This window comes from Amycolatopsis regifaucium, from assembly GCF_001613935.1.
Lineage (GTDB): Bacteria > Actinomycetota > Actinomycetes > Mycobacteriales > Pseudonocardiaceae > Amycolatopsis > Amycolatopsis regifaucium.
On the sequence record NZ_LQCI01000004.1, the window covers coordinates 159569 to 177672 of the forward strand.

An 18104-nucleotide genomic window follows, 5' to 3' on the forward strand; every position below is an offset into this window, starting at 1 on the left:
GGCTAAGTAACAAAGTTTGTTACGGCCGATTCGTAAGTGAGGGCAGTGTGGCCGCGACTGATCCCGGGCAGCTCGACCCGGTCAGCCCACGCACGGCGAACCTCGCCGCGCTCCTGCGGGCGCTGCGCGCGGGGCCGCTGTCGCGTACCCAGCTCGCGGCGCGGAGCGGGATCACCAAGCCGGCCGTTTCCAGTCTGGTCACCGAGCTCTCCGAGCGCGGCCTCGTCCGCTCCGCCGGGCTCCAGGCGGGTGGCAACGGCAGGCCCAGTCAGCTGGTCGAGCTGAACGGCGCGAGCGCCTACGGGCTCGCGCTGAGTGTCGAGGCCGATCGCTTCGCCGCCGTCGTCACGAACCTCGACGGCCGGGTCATCGCCGAACGCGCCGAGTCCGCCGACGTCGCCGCGCTCGGGCTGCACCGGAGCATGGACGAACTCGCCTTCCTCGCCGGTCAGGTGCTGCGCGACGAGCAGCCGGTCGGCGTCACGGTCTCGGTTCCCGGCCTGGTCGACTCGGCCGCCGCCGTGCTGCGGTTCGCACCCACCTTGCGTTGGCGCGACGCCGAAATCGCCGACCTGCTGGCCGCCCGGCTCGGGCTGCCGGTCGACGCCATCGCGGTCGACAACGAGGCCAACCTCGGCGCGGTCGGCGAGGCGGTCGCGGGGGCCGGCCGCGGCGTGCGGGAGCTTTTCTACCTCAGCGGCGGGATGAGCGTCGGCGGCGGGCTCGTCTCCGGCGGCGCGATCCTGCGCGGTGCCAGGGGTTTCGCCGGCGAGGTCGGGCACATCACCGTCGACCCGTCCGGCGAGCAGTGCCAGTGCGGCCGGGTCGGCTGCCTGGAGACCAAGGCCGGGCTCAACGCCGTGCTGCGGGGCGCCGCCTCACCGGGTGACCCGCTGCACGATCCCGCGCTCGGCGTCGACGGCCGCGTCGGGCTGCTCAAACATCGCGTCCAGCGCGGTGACCAGCGCGCCGTCGCGGCGGTCTCGGAACTCGGGGTCGCGCTCGGTATCGCGGTGTCCACTGTGGTCGATGTGCTCGACCCGGACGTCGTGGTGCTCGGCGGGTACTTCGCCGAATTGGGCGAGTGGCTGGTCGAGCCGGTGCGCCGCGAACTGTCCGCGCGCCCGCTCGGGCACGAGCCCGCCTGCCGGGTCGAGCCGTCGCCGCTGGGCACCACCGCCCCGCTGCGCGGGGCCGCACACCTTGCCATCGAACGGCTTTTCGCCGACCCGACGCTCGTTCCAGTGCTCACCGAGGAGGCGCCGGCATGACCTTGCTATCGGTCCGGGGGATCGTGAAGACCTTTCCGGGGGTGCGCGCTCTCGATGGGGTCGACTTCGACGTCGAACCCGGCGAGGTGCACTGTCTCCTCGGCCAGAACGGCGCGGGCAAGTCCACGTTGATCAAGACCCTCGCCGGGGCGCACCGTCCCGACGGAGGCGAGATCTTCTGGCAGGGCGAGCCGGTCACGTTGCCTTCGCCGGTCGCCGCGTTGAAGATCGGCATCGCGACCATGTACCAGGAACTCGACCTGGTGCCCGGGCTTTCCGTGGCGGACAACATCTTCCTCGGCCGCGAGCGGGCCAGCTTCGGCTTCACGCGGATCAGCGAATCGCGTGCCATGGCCGCGAAGCTGATGGCCCGGCTCGGCCATCCGGAGATCACGCCGTCGACCGAGGTCGGCAAGCTCTCCGCCGCGGGCCAGCAGCTGGTGTCGATGGCGCGCGCACTCGCGTACGACGCGAAGCTGCTCGTGATGGACGAGCCCACCGCGGCGCTCGCGGGGGAAGAGGTCGACAACCTGTTCCGCATCGTCGGCGAACTGACCGCCGAGGGTGTCGCGATCGTCTACATCTCCCACCGGCTCGAAGAACTGCGCCGGATCGGCCACCGCGTCACCGTGCTCAAAGACGGCAAGACCGTCTCCACCGGCCTCGACGCCAAGGAGACGCCGACGGCGGATCTCGTCGCGCTCATGGCCGGCCGCAAGGTCGAGACCGTGTTCGGCCCGCGTCACCAGGAACACGTGAACCCGGACAAAGAAGTGCTCAAGGTGGAGAACCTGACCACCGTGGGCGAATTCGAGAACGTGAGCTTCACGGTGCACGCCGGGGAGGTCGTCGGCATCGCCGGCCTCGTCGGATCCGGGCGCAGCGAGCTGCTGGAGACGATCTTCGGCGCGCGCAAACAGGACGCGGGCACGGTCTCGGTCGACGGCGAACCGGTACGGGCGGGCAGTGTGTCCGCGGCGGTCAAGGCCGGGATCGGCTTGGCACCTGAGGAACGCAAGAGCCAAGGTCTGCTGCTGGACCTGCCCGTGGTGCACAACGTGACCCTGGCCAGCCTGTCGAAATACGCGACGTTCGGGTTCTCGGAGCGGTCGCGGGAACTCGAGGACGCCGGGGAAAGCCTGCGGCGGCTCGACCTCCGGCCCGCCGACCCGCACCGGATCATCCGGACGCTGTCCGGCGGAAACCAGCAGAAGGCGGTGCTCGCGCGCTGGCTGGTCCGCGGCTGCCGGGTGCTGCTGCTGGACGAGCCGACGCGCGGGGTGGACGTCGGCGCGCGGGCCGAGCTGTACCGGCTGATCGAAGAACTGGCCGCGACCGGGGTCGCGATCGTGCTGGTCTCCAGCGAGATCCCCGAAGTACTCGGACTGTCCGACCGGGTGCTGGTGCTGCGTGAAGGACATGTCCTGGCTGAAAGGCCGTCTGCGGAGCTGACAGAGGCGGATGTGCTCGACGTGATTCTCGAGGGGAGTGCGGCGTGACTGACCAAGCCGAGTCGGTGCGTACGGGAAGTGCCGTGGAACCCCTGCCACCCAAGGAAAAACGATCATTCTCACTCGACACCCGGCTGCTCGGGCTGACCGGTGTGCTGGTGATCCTGTGCATCGTCGGCCAGGTCACCCGGCCCGACCAGTTCTTCACCGAAGGCAACATCTCGACGATCCTCCGGCTGGCCGCGGCCATCGGCGTGGTCAGTGTCGGGATGACCTTCGTGATCATCGCCGGCGGCATCGACCTCTCGGTCGGGTCGATCGTGGCGCTCTCCAGTGTCTGGCTGACCACGCTGGCCACCCAGTCCTACGGCCCGTTCGTGATGATCCTTTGTGGACTCCTGGTCGGCCTCGGCTGCGGGCTGATCAACGGGATACTGGTCTCCTACGGGAAGATCGTGCCGTTCATCGCGACCTTGGCGATGTACGTCGCGGCCCGAGGGCTCGCGGAACGCATCAGCGGCCGCCGCACGCAGGTGGTTTCGGAGGCGGGGTTCCTCGACTTCTTCCGCGGTGACCTGCTCGGCGTCCCGGTGCTGATCTGGATGTTCGCGCTGGTGTTCGTGGTCGGCTGGGTGCTGCTGAACCGCACCACGTTCGGCCGCCGCACCTTCGCCGTCGGCGGCAACGCCGAGGCCTCGCGCCTGGCGGGGATCAACGTCAAGCGGCACATCGCGCTCGTCTACGGCGTCGCCGGTCTGTGCTGTGGCATCGCCGCGCTGATGGTCGTCGCCCGCACCACCGCGGGCGCCTCGACCAACGGCATGCTCTACGAACTCGACGCCATCGCGGCGGTCGTCATCGGCGGCACGCTGCTCACCGGTGGCCGCGGCTCGCTCATCGGGACCCTGATCGGCGTGCTGATCTTCACCGTGCTGTCCAACATCTTCACGCTCAACAACCTGGACACCGACATCCAGAACATCGCCAAGGGCGTGATCATCGTGCTGGCCGCGCTACTGCAGTTCCGCTCCGTCAAGAAGACAAAGACGAGTACTTGATCACCGTGGATGGAGAGTCGTCATGACCGAACAATCCCTGCATCGCCGCCGTTTCCTGCTGGGGGGCGCGGCCGTCGGAGCGGGCGCGCTGCTGACCGCGTGCACCTCGAACGAGGCACCGGCGCAGAACAACGCCGCCAACGTGGCCAACGCGGGCAGCAACTCGCAGCCGGGAAACCCCGTCACCATCGGGTTTTCGGCGCCCGCGGCCGACCACGGCTGGATGGCGGCCATCACCAAGAACGCCCGCGCGCAGGCGCAGAAGTTCAGTGAGGTCACGCTCAACGCGACCGAGGGCACCAACGACGTCAACCAGCAGATCTCGCAGGTGGAGACGCTGATCAACGCCAAGGTCAACGTGCTGGTGATCCTGCCGTTCGACGGCAAGGCGCTCACCGCCGTCGGCCAGCAGGCGATGGACGCCGGGATCCAGGTGATCAACCTCGACCGCGTCTTCGACACCCCGCTCGCGTACCGCACCTGGATCGGTGGCGACAACTACCGGATGGGCGTCAACGCCGGGAACTACATCGCCAAGCAGATGAAGGCGAAGAACATCGCGAGCCCGGTGATCGGCGAGGTCGCGGGCATCGATTCGCTGCCGCTGACCCAGGAACGCAGCAAGGGTTTCAAGGACGCCTTGGCGCGTCAGGGTTTCCAGGTGGGGCCGCGGGTTTCGGCGCAGTTCACACCGGAGTCGGGTGAGCAGCAGACCTCGAACCTGCTGCAGTCCGCGCCCAAACTGGACGCGCTCTGGAACCACGACGACGACCAGGGCGTCGGCGTCATCGCGGCCATCAACAACGCGAACCGCAAGGACTTCCTGATGGTCGGCGGCGCGGGTTCGAAGAACGCGATGAACCTGATCAAGTCCGACGCCGAACCGCTGAAGGCGACGGTGCTCTACAGCCCGTCGATGGCGTCGTCCGCGATCTCGCTCGCCCGGCTGCTCGGCCAGAACAAGGGTGCGAGCGATTTCGCCGAGCACGAGATCCCGTCCGAGATCACCACGTACTCCGCGGTGGTCACCAAGGAGAACGTCGACCGGTACATGGACGTCGGCTTCGACTCGTAAACCCGCGTACCCGACACACGCAAGCGGACACCTAGGAGGGGCATGAGCACGGCAAAGGAAACGATCGGGGTCGGCATGGTCGGTCACTCGTTCATGGGTGCGGTGCATTCGCACGCGTGGCGCAGTGTGCACCGGTTCTTCGCGCCACCGCTGATCCCGAGACTCGCCGTGCTCGGCGGCCGTGACGAGGTGCGGGCGAAGGCCGCGGCGGAGCGGTTCGGCTGGGAAGACGTCGAGACGGACTGGCGCGCGCTGGTCACCCGCGACGACGTCGACCTGGTCGACATCTGCACCCCGGGCGACAGTCACGCCGAGATCGCGATCGCCGCGCTCGAGGCCGGAAAGCACGTGCTGTGCGAGAAACCGCTGGCCAACACCCTCGCCGAAGCGGAGGCGATGGCGGAGGCGGCGGCGAAGGCCCGCGCGAACGGCGTCCGGTCGATGGTGGCCTTCAACTACCGCCGGGTGCCCGCGCTCGCGCACGCCAGGAACCTGGTCGCGAGCGGGGCACTCGGCGAGATCCGCCATGTGCGGTCGGTCTACCTGCAGGACTGGCTTTCGGACCCACAGTCGCCGATGACCTGGCGGCTGCACAAGGACAAGGCGGGCTCCGGCGCGCTGGGCGATCTCGGCGCGCACATCGTCGACGCCGCCCAGTTCGTCACCGGCGAGACCATCACCGGGGTCTCCGCCTTGACGAACACCTTCGTGCCGGAACGGCCCGACGGCGACGGCGGGACGGGGCAGGTCACGGTCGACGACTGCGCACTGTTCCTCGGCCGGTTCTCCGGCGGGGCCGTAGCGAGTTTCGAGGCGACCCGGTACGCGCTGGGCCGCAAGAACTCGATGCGGCTGGAGATCAACGGATCGAAGGCGAGCCTCGCGTTCGACTTCGAGTCGATGAACGAACTGTCCTTCTTCGACGGCGGCCAGCCCGCCACCGAGTCGGGGTTCCGCCGGATCCTGGTCACCGAGCCGGATCACCCGTACGTCGGGGTGTGGTGGCCGCCGGGCCACCTCCTCGGCTACGAGCACACCTTCACCAACGAGGTCGCCGACCTGCTCACCGCGATCGGCGAAGGCACGGATCCGGAACCGTCCTTCGAGGACGGGTTGAGGGTTCAGATGGTCCTCGACGCGGTCGAGCGCAGCGCGGCGGAGGAGGCGCGGTGGACCGCGGTGCCCGGCGTCACCACAAAGGGCGAGTAACTGCGGAGTAGATCCAGCCGAAAGTCGCATGGACGTACCTCATGACGACTTGGTTCGATCCGAAACGTCCGACCATCCGAGGAAATAGGCCGTTGGACGTTCCGGATCTTGGAAAGGTGGAGAAATGCCTGCTCAGGAGCGCACGGGCATCTGGTTGATCGGCGCGAGAGGATCGGTGGCCACGACCGCCGCGGTGGGCCTGCTGGCCCTGCGCGCCGGCGTGACCGGTCCGGTCGGCTGTGTCACCGAGCTATCCGCGTTCGCGGGGGTTCCGTTGCCGGGCTGGGACGATCTGGTCCTCGGCGGGCACGACATCGCGCACACGCCGTTGGAGAAGCGCGCCGAACAGCTGGCGGGCGCCGGCGTGTTCGGGCACCCGGTGTTCTCGGCGGTCCGGTCCGGACTGGCCGAAGTGGACGCCGAAATCCGCGACGGTTACCACCCGGCGACGCATACGGGTGCCCAGGCCGACGCCGCCGCGCGGCTCGGCGCGGACATCCGGGCTTTCGCGGACCGGCACGGCCTCGCGCGGGTCGTGGTGGTCAACGTGTCCTCCACCGAGGCCCCGTGCCCCCACCTTCCCGAACACGACGACCTCGACGCGCTCGAAGCGGCGCTGGCGGATCCGGCGCGGGCGGTCCTGCCGTCCAGTTCCCTGTCGGCCTACGCGGCGCTGAAGGCGGGGAGCCCGTACGTCGAGTTCACGCCGTCCTCCGGCGTCACCCTGCCCGCGCTGCGGCAGCTCGCCGAACGGGAAGGCCTGCCGTACGCGGGTTCCGACGGCAAGACCGGTGAGACCCTGCTCCGCACGGTCCTCGCGCCGATGTTCAGCGCGCGGGCGCTGAAGGTCCGCTCCTGGTCAGGCACCAACCTGCTCGGCGGCGGTGACGGCGAGACGCTGGCCGACCCGGTGACCGCGAACAGCAAGCTGGAGTCGAAGGCCCGCGGGCTCGCGGCGTTGCTCGGCGAGGACGTCACCGCGCCGCTGCACATCGACAACGTGCCCGACCTCGGCGAGATCAAGACCGCGTGGGACCACGTGTCGTTCGAGGGTTTCCTCGGTGCGCGCATGAGCCTGCAGTTCACCTGGACCGGCTACGACTCCGCGCTCGCGGCACCGCTGATCCTCGACCTCGCGAGGCTGGTGACCGCGGCGCACGCCGACGGCCAGAGCGGCGCGCTGACCGAACTCGGCTTCTTCTTCAAGGACCCGCTGGGCAGCGACGAACACCGCTTCGCCGAGCAGGCCGCCCGCCTGATCACCTGGGCGGAGGCCCTGTGAAATCCCACGCTGTGAAGGCCTACGTGGAACTCGTACGCGCGCCCGCCGCGCTGACGGTGCTCGGTGACACGGTCGCCGGATCCGCCGCGGCGGGGCTCAAGATGACCGGGCGACGGCTGCTGCTGCCGCTCTCCTCGGTCGCCTTCTACTGGGCCGGGATGGCGCTCAACGACTGGGCGGACCGGAAGCTCGACGCCGTGGAGCGACCCGAGCGGCCGATCCCGTCCGGTCGGGTGAGCGCGGGCGCGGCGCTCACCACCGGGGCGACGCTGACCGCGGCCGGTCTTGGCCTGGCCGCGCTCGGCGGTGGTCGGCAGGCGATGCGGGTCGCGGTCCCGCTCGCCGCCGCGGTGTGGGCCTACGACACCGTGTTCAAGCCGACCCCGGCCGGACCGGTGGCGATGGCGGCCTGCCGCACGCTCGACGTCCTGCTGGGCGCGGGTCTTGAGACTCGCCGTGCGCTCACCGCCGCGGCCGCGGTGGGGGTCCACACGCTCGGTGTCACCGCCTTGTCCACCGGGGAGGTCCACGGCGCGAAACCAGGTACGGCTCGTGCCGCACTGGCCACCAGCTGTGCCGCGACAACGTTGGCATTGACCGGACCGGCGCGGGGTGGCTGGCACCGGATCGCCTCGCTGGCGGCTGGTTCCGGATACGCGGGCCTGGTCGGCCGGGCACAGACGGACGCCGTCCGTGACCCGTCGGCCAGGTCCGTGCGCTCGGCGACGAAGTCCGGCATCCACGGCATGGTCCCGCTGCAGGCGGCGGTCACGGCCAAGGGCTCGGTACTGGGGGCCGTGCTGGTCGCGGCCGCGCTGCCGATCGCCCGCAAGTTGTCGCGGAAGGTGAGCCCCACATGACGGTGTTCTCCCTCGGATACGGCACGAACGGCTTCTCCAACCACCGCCTCGACGACGCGCTCGCGATCATCGCCGACCTCGGCTACACCGGGGTGGCACTGACGCTGGACCACGACCATCTCGATCCGTTCGCCGAAGACCTGGCACAGCGGGTGGACCACGTGGCTTCGCGGCTTTCGGCGCTCGGACTGAACCGGGTCGTCATCGAGACCGGCGCCCGGTACCTGCTCGACCCGTGGCGCAAGCACTCGCCGACGCTCCTGTCGGACGACCCCGCGCTCCGGATCGACTTCCTGGAGCGGGCGATGCGGATCGCGGCCGACCTCGGCGCCGACTGCGTTTCGTTCTGGTCCGGTGTGTCTACTGTGGACGTAGAGACTGCCTGGTCACGGTTGCGCGCTGGCGTCGCCGCGGTCCTGGAGCACGCTTCGCGACTGAACGTCCGGCTCGCGATGGAACCGGAACCCGGGCACCTCGTGCAGCACCTGCGCCAGGTCTTGGACCTGCGCAAGGAACTCGGCGACCCGGAGCTGCTCGGCGTCACGCTGGACGTCGGGCACTGTGTCGCCGTCGAGCCGGTGAACGCGGCCGAGTGCGTCCGTCTCGCCGGACCGCTGCTGTGGAACGTCCAGCTGGACGACATGCTGCCGCGGGTCCACGAGCACCTGGAGTTCGGCGACGGCCATCTGGACCTGCCCGGGACGCTCGCCGCGCTGGCGGAGATCGGCTACACCGGGCTGGCCGCGGTCGAACTGCCCCGGCACAGCCACGCCGCGCCCGACACCGCCCGCAGGGCCTTCGAAGCCCTCACCAGCGCGTTGCCGCAAACGTGGCTGGACAAGGCGGAACGCCGGATCCGGGAGAAGCCGTCGGTCATCGGCTCGCTTTTCCCGGCCGTCGGCCGCGAGGTCGGCCGGACGGCGTTGCGGCCGGAGACGGATCCGCAGGGGCTGGTGCACGGCACCGTCGACGACCGGGCACGCGTCCGGCTCGTGACGGTGCTGGCCGAAGTCCTCGACGACGCGGCGTTGGCGGCCGAGCTGCGGGATCTCTACCGCTACGGCGACGACGCCGAGCGGCGGGGGGTGCTCCGCGCGCTCAACGAGCTGGAGTCCCCGGACGCCGAAGTCACCGACACCGGCGTCAAGCTGGTCGAAGACGCTCTGCGCGCCAACGACATCCGCCTGGTCGCCGCCGCCATGGGCGCCTTCGCCCGCTTCCTGGACGACCACACCTGGCGGCACGGCGTCCTCAAATGCGTCTTCGTCGGCGTTCCGCTCGCCGCCGTCGCGGATCTCGAAACCCGCGCGGACGACGAGCTGAGGCGCATGCTCGCCGACTTCGCCGACGAACGCAGGGCGGCCGGACGTGACGTTCCCGCCGACGCCCTCTCACTGCTCAAGGAAGGCCACTGACCGTGCGCATCTTCGACCCCCACATCCACATGTCCTCCCGGACCACCGACGACTACGAAGCCATGTACGCGGCGGGCGTCCGCGCTCTCGTCGAACCCGCGTTCTGGCTGGGCCAGCCGCGCACCAGCGTCGGCTCGTACACCGACTACTTCGACGCCCTCATCGGCTGGGAACGGTTCCGCGCCGCCCAGTTCGGCATCCGGCACCACTGCACGATCGCGCTGAACCCCAAGGAGGCCAACGACCCCCGCTGCCGCGAGGTGCTCGACGTCCTGCCGAGGTACCTGGCCAAGGACGGCGTGGTCGCGGTCGGCGAGGTCGGCTACGACTCGATGACCAAGGAAGAGGACGAGGTGTTCGCGCGCCAGCTGGCGCTGGCGTTGCAACACGACCTGCCCGTCTTGGTGCACACCCCGCACCGCGACAAGCTGGAAGGCACCAAGCGCACGCTCGACGTGGTCCGCGAGGCCGGCATCGCACCGGAGCGCGTGGTCGTCGACCACCTCAACGAGGTCACCGTCAAGCTGGTCAAGGATTCCGGCGCCTGGATGGGGTTCTCCATCTACCCGGACACCAAAATGGACGAACACCGGATGGTCGAGATCCTGCGCCAATACGGGCTGGACAACATGATCGTCAACTCGGCGGCCGACTGGGGCCGCTCGGATCCCTTGAAGACCGCCAAAACCGGGCAGGCGATGCTCGACGGCGGCTTCACCGAGGCCGACGTCGACAAGGTGCTGTGGCAGAACCCGGTCGACTTCTACGGCCAAAGCGGACGGCTCACCCTCGACCCGCTGCCCGGCTTCACCGGCGAGGCGGCGACCTTCGAAGGCAACTCCGTGCTGCGAGGTGCCCGCAAATGATCTCCTACTGTACGAACGTTCATCCCGCCGAAGATGTCGACGGCATCGTCGCGCAGCTGGAGCGGTACGCGCTGCCGGTCCGCGAACGGCTGGGCGCCGATCGGCTCGGCGTCGGGCTGTGGCTTTCCGCGCCGGTCGCGCGCGGGCTCGCCGACGACGCGGACGCCCGCAAGGCGTTCCGCGCGGAGCTGGACGCGCGCGGACTGTCGGTGTACACGCTCAACGCCTTCCCGTACGGCGGTTTCCACGACGAGATCGTCAAGCACGCGGTCTATCGTCCTGAGTGGACGAACAGCGACCGCGTCGCCTACACGATCGACTGCGTGACCGTCCTGTCCGATCTGCTCGCCGACGACGCTTCGTACGGCAGCATCTCCACGCTGCCGCTCGCCTGGCGTGAGCCGTGGTCCGAGCACGACGATCGCCGTGCGGCCGAGGCTTTCGGCGAGGTCGTCCGGGCGATCGGCGACCGGCCGGTCAAGCTGGCCGTCGAACCCGAACCCGGCTGTGTGCTCGACACCGTGGCCGACGCGCTGAGCTGGCTTTCCGGCCGCGTCGACCCGGAGTACGTCGGGCTGTGCCTGGACACCTGTCACCTCGCGGTGTCGTTCGCCGACCCGGCGGGGACACTGGCCGCGATCGCGAAGTCCGATGTGGACATCGTCAAGGTGCAGGCTTCCGCCGCACTGCACGTGGAAAAGCCCGCCGAAGCCCGTGAGGCGTTGGCCGCGTTCGCCGAACCGCGGTATCTGCACCAGGTCCGGGAGCTTTCGGGCGGTGTCGTGCACAAGGCCGACGATCTGCCGGAGGCCTGGACGGAGTTGCCGGGGGAGGGGCCGTGGCGCGTGCATTTCCACCTGCCGCTGCACCAGGCCCCGGCCGCGCCCCTGGCCACCACCACGGACGTCCTGCGCACTGTCGCCGCCGGGCTGCCCGGCGAACCGCATATCGAGGTCGAGACCTACACCTGGAGCGTGCTCCCGGACGCGGGTGACCTCGTCGGCGGAATCGCCGCGGAACTCGAGTGGGCACAGGCGAACCTCGTCACGGAAGGGGTTTCCGCGTGAAGCCGCTGGTCGTCGTCGACGTCGTCGGGCTGACCCCGAAGGCGCTGCGGGACATGCCGAAACTGTCCGCCGTCGCCCGCGACGGCTGGCAGGCCGAACTGGGCACGGTGCTGCCCGCCGTCACCTGCAGCGCGCAGTCGACCTTCCTCACCGGGCTCATGCCCGCGCAGCACGGGATCGTCGGCAACGGCTGGTACTTCCGTGAGCTCGGCGAGATCTTCCTGTGGCGCCAGCACAACCGGCTCGTCGGCGGGGAGAAGCTGTGGGAGACCGCGCGAGCGGCGCATCCCGGCTACACGTCGGCGAACGTCTGCTGGTGGTACGCGATGGGGATGAGCACCGACGTCACGGTGACCCCGCGGCCGATCTACCACGCCGACGGCCGCAAATCGCCGGACGCCTACGTGCGCCCGCCGGAACTGCACGATCAGCTGACCGGCGCGCTGGGAGAGTTCCCGCTCTTCCAATACTGGGGACCGACGGCGTCGCTCAAATCGAGCAAGTGGGTCATCGGCGCCTCGCGGCAGATCCTGCGCGAGAAGCGTCCGGATCTGCTGCTGACCTACGTCCCGCATCTGGACTACGACCTGCAGCGCTTCGGTCCCGATGCACCGCAGGCCGCGTTGGCGGCGCGGGAACTGGACAACGCGCTCGCGCCGCTCCTGGACGACGCCCGTGACGCGGGGGCGACCGTGGTCGCGCTCAGCGAGTACGGGATCACCAACGTCAGCAGGCCGGTCGACATCAACCGGGCACTGCGCCGTGAGGGACTGCTGGAGGTCTACACCCAGGCGGGGATGGAATACCTCGACCCGTGGGCGTCACGCGCGTTCGCCGTGGCCGACCACCAGGTCGCGCACGTCTACGTTCGCGACTCCGCCGACGTCGAGCGAGTGCGGTCGATCGTCGGCGAGCTGACCGGCGTCGACGAGGTCCTCGACCGCGAGGCACAGGCTCGATACGGACTGGATCACGAACGCGCCGGCGAACTCGTCGCCGTCGCCGAGCCGGACTCGTGGTTCACGTACTACTACTGGCTCGACGACGCGCGGAAGCCCGACTTCGCGCGCGGTGTCGAGATCCATCGCAAGCCGGGCTACGACCCCGCCGAACTGTTCTTCGACCCGGAGGACAAGTTCGCCAAGGCGCGGGCCGGGCTCAACCTGGCGAAGAAGTTCGCCGGGCTCCGCTACGCGATGGACGTCGTCCCGACCGATCCGCGCTGGGTGCGCGGCTCGCACGGACGGCTGCCCGATTCAACCGAAGACGGTCCGGTGCTGTTGTGCAGTGACCCGGCCTTCCAGCCGTCGGGTCGGGTGGGGGCGACCGACGTACATCCGTTGCTGTTGGCACTGCAAGGGCTCAAGTGACGTCGTGAGTGATCTGGGTCGTTAGAACGACCCAAATCACTCACGACATCTCCTCCTCACCTCACGAAAGGACGCTCGTTCCGCATCCCCTTCCATGATCGCCGCCGCTCATCGAAAGGATCGCCACTGCTATGTCCTTGAAACGACGACTAGGCGTGCTCGTCACGTCGATGGTCACGGCTCTGACAGGCGTCGCGCTACCGGTGCAGACCGCATCGGCGCACGAAGCGGCCACGGTGCTCGTGTTCTCCAAGACCGCGGGCTTCCGGCACGATTCGATTCCCACGGGAATCCAGGCGATCAAGGAACTGGGTGCGCGGCACCACTTCGGGGTGGAGGCCACCGAAGACGCGGCGGCCTTCACCGACGCGAACCTCAAGCGCTTCAACGCGGTGGTCTGGCTTTCCACCACCGGTGACGTGCTGAACGCGGACCAGCAGGCCGCGTTCGAGCGGTACGTGCAGGGAGGCGGCGGGTACGTGGGCGTGCACGCCGCCTCCGACACCGAATACGACTGGCCGTGGTACGGCGAGCTGGTCGGGGCGTACTTCAAGTCGCATCCGCGGATCCAGCAGGCGAACGTCGAAGTCGAAGACCACACCCATGTGTCCACAGTGGATCTTCCTCGGACCTGGCCGCGCACCGACGAGTGGTACAACTACCGCCGGAATCCGCGAAGCAACGTCCATGTGCTCGCGAGCCTGGACGAGAAGAGCTACCAGCCCGGCGACGGCGCGATGGGCGATCACCCCATCGCCTGGTGCCACGAGAACTCCGGTGGCCGCTCCTGGTACACCGGTGGCGGGCACACCAAGGAGTCCTACGCCGAACCGGCCTTTCGCAAGCATCTGGCGGGTGGCATCGAGTACGCCACCAAGCTGAGTGCGGCGGGCTGCGCCAAGACCCAGGAGGAACCGGTCGACGCGGACTTCGACCAGATCACCCTGGCCAAGGGCGAGGAGAAGACCGGCGAACCGATCGCGCTCGCGGTGCTGCCCAACCGCGACGTCCTGCACACTTCCCGCGACGGCCGGGTCTGGTACACCAGCTCGTCGGCGACGACCAAGCTGGCCGCGACGATCCCGGTCTACAACCACGACGAGGACGGACTCCAAGGCGTCGCCATCGACCCCGGCTTCGCGAAGAACCGCTGGGTCTATCTGTACTACGCGCCCAAGCTGAACACCCCGGCCGGGGACGCGCCGCAGAACGGCACCCCGGCGGACTTCGAACCGTTCAAGGGCTACAACCAGCTTTCGCGGTTCAAACTCACCGCGGACAACAACCTGGACCTCGCCACCGAGCAGAAGATCCTGCAGGTCCCCGCCGACCGCGGTATCTGCTGCCACGCCGGCGGCGAGATCGACTTCGACGCCAAGGGCAACCTCTATCTGTCCACAGGGGACGATTCCAACCCGTTCGCCTCCGACGGGTTCACCCCGATCGACGAGCGCGCCGACCGCAACCCGGTGTACGACGCGCAGCGCACCTCGGCCAACACCAACGATCTGCGCGGCAAGGTGCTGCGGATCAAGGTCGGCGCGGGAGGCAAGTACACGATCCCCAAGGGCAACCTGTTCCCCAAGGGCACGGCCAAGACCCGGCCGGAGATCTACGCGATGGGCTTCCGGAACCCGTTCCGGTTCGCCGTCGACCGCAAGACCGGCTGGCTCCACCTCGCCGACTACGGTCCCGACGCCGGCGCGGCCGACCCGGCCCGCGGCCCCGGTGGCACGGTCGAGTTCAACCTGATCAAGAAGCCGGGTAACTTCGGCTGGCCGTACTGTATCGGTGACAACCAGCCGTTCATCGACTACGACTTCGCCACCAAGCAGTCCGGTGCGGCCTTCGACTGTGCCAAGCCGAAGAACACCAGCCCGCGCAACACCGGGCTGACCGACCTGCCCCCGGTCGAGAAGGCCTGGATTCCCTACGACGGCGGTTCGGTGCCCGAGTTCGGAACCGGTCCCGAGTCCCCGATGGGCGGCCCGGTCTACCAGTACGACGCGAAGAACCCGTCGCTGACGAAGTTCCCGGAGTACTTCAACGGCAAGACCTTCGCCTACGAATGGGAACGCGGCTGGATCAAGGAGATCACCGTCGGCCCGAACGGTGAACGCGGTGCCATCAAGCCGTTCTTCGACTCGATGGAGCTGGTGCGCCCGATGAACGTCGAGTTCGGCCCGGACGGCGCGATGTACGTGCTCGATTACGGCACCGGCTACTTCGGCGGTTCCAAGGAATCCGCGGTCTACCGCATCGACTACACCAAGGGCAGGCGGACTCCGGAGGTCAAGGTGGCCGCGGACAAGACGTCCGGCCAGGCGCCGTTGACCGTGAAGTTCGACCCGGCCGGGACGAACGACCCCGACGGCGGCGCGCTCACCTACGCCTGGGACTTCGACGGGAACGGCACGACCGATTCCGCCGAAGCCGTTCCGGTTTCCCACACCTACGCCGCGAACGGCCAGTACACGGCGAAGCTTTCGGTCACCGACTCCACCGGGCTGACCGGGGCGGCGAGCGTGGTGATCACCGTCGGCAACACCGCGCCGGTGGTCACGCTGAAGACGCCGGTCAACGGCAGTGTGTTCAGCTTCGGGGACACGGTCCCGTTCAAGGTCGAGGTGACCGACGCCGAGGACAACCCGATCGACTGCTCGAAGGTGACCGTCGAATACATCCTCGGCCACGAGGGGCACGGGCATCCGCTGAGCCGCGCGACCGGCTGTGAGGGCGCCATCGCCACGCCAGCCGACGAAGGCCACGGCGCGGACGCCAACGTGTTCGGCGTCATCAACGCCAGCTACACCGACAACGGCGCCAACGGCGTTCCGGCGCTCAGCGGTGAGGCGGAATCGCTGCTGCAGCCCAAACTGAAGCAGGCGGAGTTCTACACGCGGTCCAGCGGGATCGAGGTCGTCGGCCACGACGGCGCCAGTGGCGGCAAACGCGTCGGCCACATCGAATCCGGTGACTGGATCGAATTCGACCCGGTGAACCTCGTGGGTGTCCGCGGTATCGGCTACCGGGTCTCCTCCGGGGGCGCGGGCGGCACGATCGAAATCCACTCGGGCGCGGTGGACGGGCCGCTGGTCCAGACGGTCACCGTCGCCAACACCGGCGGCTGGGACGCCTATGCCGACATCCCGGCCTCCGCCATCACCGACCCCGGTGGCACCGGCCCGCTGTTCCTCGTGTTCAAGGGCGGTTCCGGCGGTTTGTTCGACGTAGACGCGATCACCTTCGAGGAGTCCTGATGAGTCGTCCGATCACCCTGTTCACCGGCCAGTGGGCGGATCTGCCGTTCACCGAGGTGTGCAGGCTGGCCAGCGAATGGGGCTACGACGGCCTCGAGATCGCCTGTTCCGGCGACCACTTCGAGGTCGATCGCGCACTGTCCGAAGAGGACTATGTGCCGGGGCGCCTGAAGCTGCTCGCCGACCACGGCCTCAAGGTGTGGGCCATCTCCAACCACCTCGTCGGCCAGGCCGTCTGCGACGATCCGATCGACGAACGCCACCAGGCCATCATTCCCTCCAGGGTGTGGGGCGACGGTGAACCGGAAGGCGTCCGGCAGCGGGCGGCGAAGGAGATGGCCGACACCGCCCGCGCGGCGGCGAAACTCGGCGTGGACACGGTGATCGGCTTCACCGGTTCGAAGACGTGGAAGTACGTCGCGATGTTCCCGCCGGTCTCGCAGGCGGTCATCGACGACGGCTACGCCGACTTCGCGAACCGGTGGAACCCGATCCTCGACGTCTTCGACGAGGTCGGCGTGCGGTTCGCGCACGAGGTGCATCCCTCCGAAATCGCCTATGACTACTGGACGACGAAGCGTGCGCTCGAGGCCGTCGGCGACCGTCCGGCGTTCGGGCTGAATTGGGATCCTTCGCATTTCATCTGGCAGGACCTCGACCCGGTCGGCTTCATCCTCGATTTCGCCGACCGGATCTACCACGTGGACTGCAAGGACACCAGGAAGCGGTTCGACGGACGCAACGGCAGGCTCGGCTCGCATCTCCCCTGGGGAGACCCCCGACGCGGCTGGGACTTCGTTTCGACCGGGCACGGCGACGTGCCGTGGGAGGACTGTTTCCGGGCACTGAATTCGATCGGCTACGCCGGTCCGATCTCGGTGGAGTGGGAAGACGCCGGTATGGACCGGCTCCGGGGCGCGGCGGAAGCCGTGACCTTTCTGCGGGGGCTCCTGTTCGACAAGCCGTCGGCGGCCTTCGACGCGGCTTTCAGCAACCAGAAGTGAGGGCGGTTTCATGTGCGGTGAAGAAGCTGAGCGGTTCCACTCCCGACGGACACTCCTCCGCGGTGCGGCGACGGCGGCGGTCGCGGTGGGGGCGGCGGTAGCCCTGCCGGGCCTCGCCAACGCCGCCGCCACCTCGGCCGAGGCGGAGACCCAGGGACACGGCCACCACGGTCGGGGCCGTGTCCCGGTGGACAAGATCAGCATCCAGCTCTACTCCCTGCGCACCGCGCTGCAGGCCGATCTGCCGGGAACCCTGTCCGCGCTGGCGGACATCGGCTACCGGAAGGTCGAACTGGCCGGCACCTACGGCCGCACGGCCGGGGAGTTCCGCGGTCTGCTGGACAAGTTCCACCTCAAGGCGACGTCCACGCACACCGGTATCGACGGTGACCTCGACAAGACCATCGCGGACGCGAAGATCCTCGGGAACACCCGGGCGAACGTGCCGTGGGCGAATTTCGACACCATCGACGGCTGGAAGCAGTTCGCCGGACGGCTCGACACGGCCGCGCGGAAGTTCCGCCAGGCGGGGATTCCGCTCGGCTACCACAACCACGCGCACGAATTCGCCCCCATCGGCGGCGTGCGTCCCTACGACGTGCTCACCAGGAACACCAACCCGCGTTACGTGCACCTGGAGATCGACCTGTTCTGGGCGGTGGAAGGCGGGATGGACCCGGTTTCGCTGTACCGGCAACACTTCCCGCGCGTGGTGCAGTACCACGTCAAGGACCGGACGGCCGACGGGAAGATGGTCGACCCCGGCGCCGGGGTCATCGACTTCCCCCGCATTTTCTCCCGCACCCGTCCCCACCTCGCCGAGTACATCGTCGAGCACGACAACCCCACGGATCCCTTGAGCACCGCGCAAGCCGGATTCCGCTATCTCCGTAACGTCCGCTTCTGACTGGGGAAT

Annotated in this window: 14 protein-coding genes; all 14 read left to right on the forward strand. The window is 68.8% G+C overall.

Annotated features, from left to right (window positions below):
* Positions 1-47: 47 nt before the first annotated feature.
* The 14 genes from AVL48_RS08060 to AVL48_RS08125 all read left to right on the forward strand — a co-directional run bounded on the left by AVL48_RS08060 (position 48) and on the right by AVL48_RS08125 (position 18095).
* Positions 48-1271, forward strand: a complete 1224-nt coding sequence (locus tag AVL48_RS08060; RefSeq protein ID WP_061981289.1) for an ROK family transcriptional regulator — start codon at positions 48-50, stop codon at positions 1269-1271.
* Positions 1268-2770, forward strand: a complete 1503-nt coding sequence (locus AVL48_RS08065; protein WP_061981290.1) for a sugar ABC transporter ATP-binding protein — start codon at positions 1268-1270, stop codon at positions 2768-2770. Before AVL48_RS08060 ends, AVL48_RS08065 begins: the two co-directional genes overlap by 4 nt.
* Entirely contained in the window at positions 2767-3780 is a 1014-nt protein-coding gene (locus tag AVL48_RS08070) for an ABC transporter permease (RefSeq protein ID WP_082857576.1), read from the forward strand. Before AVL48_RS08065 ends, AVL48_RS08070 begins: the two co-directional genes overlap by 4 nt.
* A gap of 22 nt (positions 3781-3802) precedes the next feature.
* The gene (locus AVL48_RS08075; protein WP_061981291.1) at positions 3803-4855 is read left to right on the forward strand and encodes a substrate-binding domain-containing protein; all 1053 of its coding nucleotides are present in this window, start codon (positions 3803-3805) and stop codon (positions 4853-4855) included.
* Between the two features lie 42 nt (positions 4856-4897).
* Complete coding sequence (locus tag AVL48_RS08080; protein ID WP_061981292.1) at positions 4898-6064, forward strand: Gfo/Idh/MocA family protein; 1167 nt, start codon at positions 4898-4900, stop codon at positions 6062-6064.
* 124 nt (positions 6065-6188) lie between these two features.
* A complete protein-coding gene (locus AVL48_RS08085; RefSeq protein ID WP_061981293.1) occupies positions 6189-7346 on the forward strand; it encodes an inositol-3-phosphate synthase in 1158 nt (385 codons plus the stop codon).
* Between the two features lie 11 nt (positions 7347-7357).
* On the forward strand, positions 7358-8206 hold the full coding sequence (locus tag AVL48_RS08090; RefSeq protein WP_061981294.1) for an SCO3242 family prenyltransferase: 849 nt from the start codon (positions 7358-7360) through the stop codon (positions 8204-8206).
* The gene (locus AVL48_RS08095; RefSeq protein WP_061981295.1) at positions 8203-9621 is read left to right on the forward strand and encodes an EboA domain-containing protein; all 1419 of its coding nucleotides are present in this window, start codon (positions 8203-8205) and stop codon (positions 9619-9621) included. The genes AVL48_RS08090 and AVL48_RS08095 overlap by 4 nt, the downstream gene beginning before the upstream one ends.
* A 2-nt stretch (positions 9622-9623) precedes the next feature.
* The gene (locus AVL48_RS08100; protein ID WP_061981296.1) at positions 9624-10487 is read left to right on the forward strand and encodes a TatD family hydrolase; all 864 of its coding nucleotides are present in this window, start codon (positions 9624-9626) and stop codon (positions 10485-10487) included.
* Positions 10484-11554 carry a metabolite traffic protein EboE gene (gene eboE, locus AVL48_RS08105; RefSeq protein ID WP_061981297.1) on the forward strand — a complete coding sequence of 357 codons (1071 nt, stop codon included), beginning with the start codon at positions 10484-10486 and terminating at the stop codon, positions 11552-11554. Before AVL48_RS08100 ends, eboE begins: the two co-directional genes overlap by 4 nt.
* Positions 11551-12924, forward strand: coding sequence for an alkaline phosphatase family protein (locus AVL48_RS08110; protein WP_061981298.1), 1374 nt, complete (start codon positions 11551-11553; stop codon positions 12922-12924). The genes eboE and AVL48_RS08110 overlap by 4 nt, the downstream gene beginning before the upstream one ends.
* Positions 12925-13094: 170 nt before the next feature.
* Complete coding sequence (locus tag AVL48_RS08115; protein WP_061981582.1) at positions 13095-16184, forward strand: ThuA domain-containing protein; 3090 nt, start codon at positions 13095-13097, stop codon at positions 16182-16184.
* On the forward strand, positions 16184-17188 hold the full coding sequence (locus tag AVL48_RS08120; protein WP_061981299.1) for a sugar phosphate isomerase/epimerase family protein: 1005 nt from the start codon (positions 16184-16186) through the stop codon (positions 17186-17188). The genes AVL48_RS08115 and AVL48_RS08120 overlap by 1 nt, the downstream gene beginning before the upstream one ends.
* 10 nt (positions 17189-17198) lie before the next feature.
* On the forward strand, positions 17199-18095 hold the full coding sequence (locus tag AVL48_RS08125; protein ID WP_061981300.1) for a sugar phosphate isomerase/epimerase family protein: 897 nt from the start codon (positions 17199-17201) through the stop codon (positions 18093-18095).
* Positions 18096-18104 lie beyond the last annotated feature (9 nt).

Excerpts from the sequence above, each read along its gene's own strand:
- AVL48_RS08065 (WP_061981290.1), top strand. The coding sequence starts at position 1,268 with ATGACCTTGCTATCGGTCCGGGGGATCGTGAAGACCTTTCCGGGGGTG.
- AVL48_RS08075 (WP_061981291.1), top strand. The coding sequence starts at position 3,803 with ATGACCGAACAATCCCTGCATCGCCGCCGTTTCCTGCTGGGGGGCGCG.
- AVL48_RS08080 (WP_061981292.1), top strand. The coding sequence starts at position 4,898 with ATGAGCACGGCAAAGGAAACGATCGGGGTCGGCATGGTCGGTCACTCG.
- AVL48_RS08085 (WP_061981293.1), top strand. The coding sequence starts at position 6,189 with ATGCCTGCTCAGGAGCGCACGGGCATCTGGTTGATCGGCGCGAGAGGA.
- AVL48_RS08095 (WP_061981295.1), top strand. The coding sequence starts at position 8,203 with ATGACGGTGTTCTCCCTCGGATACGGCACGAACGGCTTCTCCAACCAC.
- eboE (WP_061981297.1), top strand. The coding sequence starts at position 10,484 with ATGATCTCCTACTGTACGAACGTTCATCCCGCCGAAGATGTCGACGGC.
- AVL48_RS08115 (WP_061981582.1), top strand. The coding sequence starts at position 13,095 with ATGGTCACGGCTCTGACAGGCGTCGCGCTACCGGTGCAGACCGCATCG.
- AVL48_RS08120 (WP_061981299.1), top strand. The coding sequence starts at position 16,184 with ATGAGTCGTCCGATCACCCTGTTCACCGGCCAGTGGGCGGATCTGCCG.
- AVL48_RS08125 (WP_061981300.1), top strand. The coding sequence starts at position 17,199 with ATGTGCGGTGAAGAAGCTGAGCGGTTCCACTCCCGACGGACACTCCTC.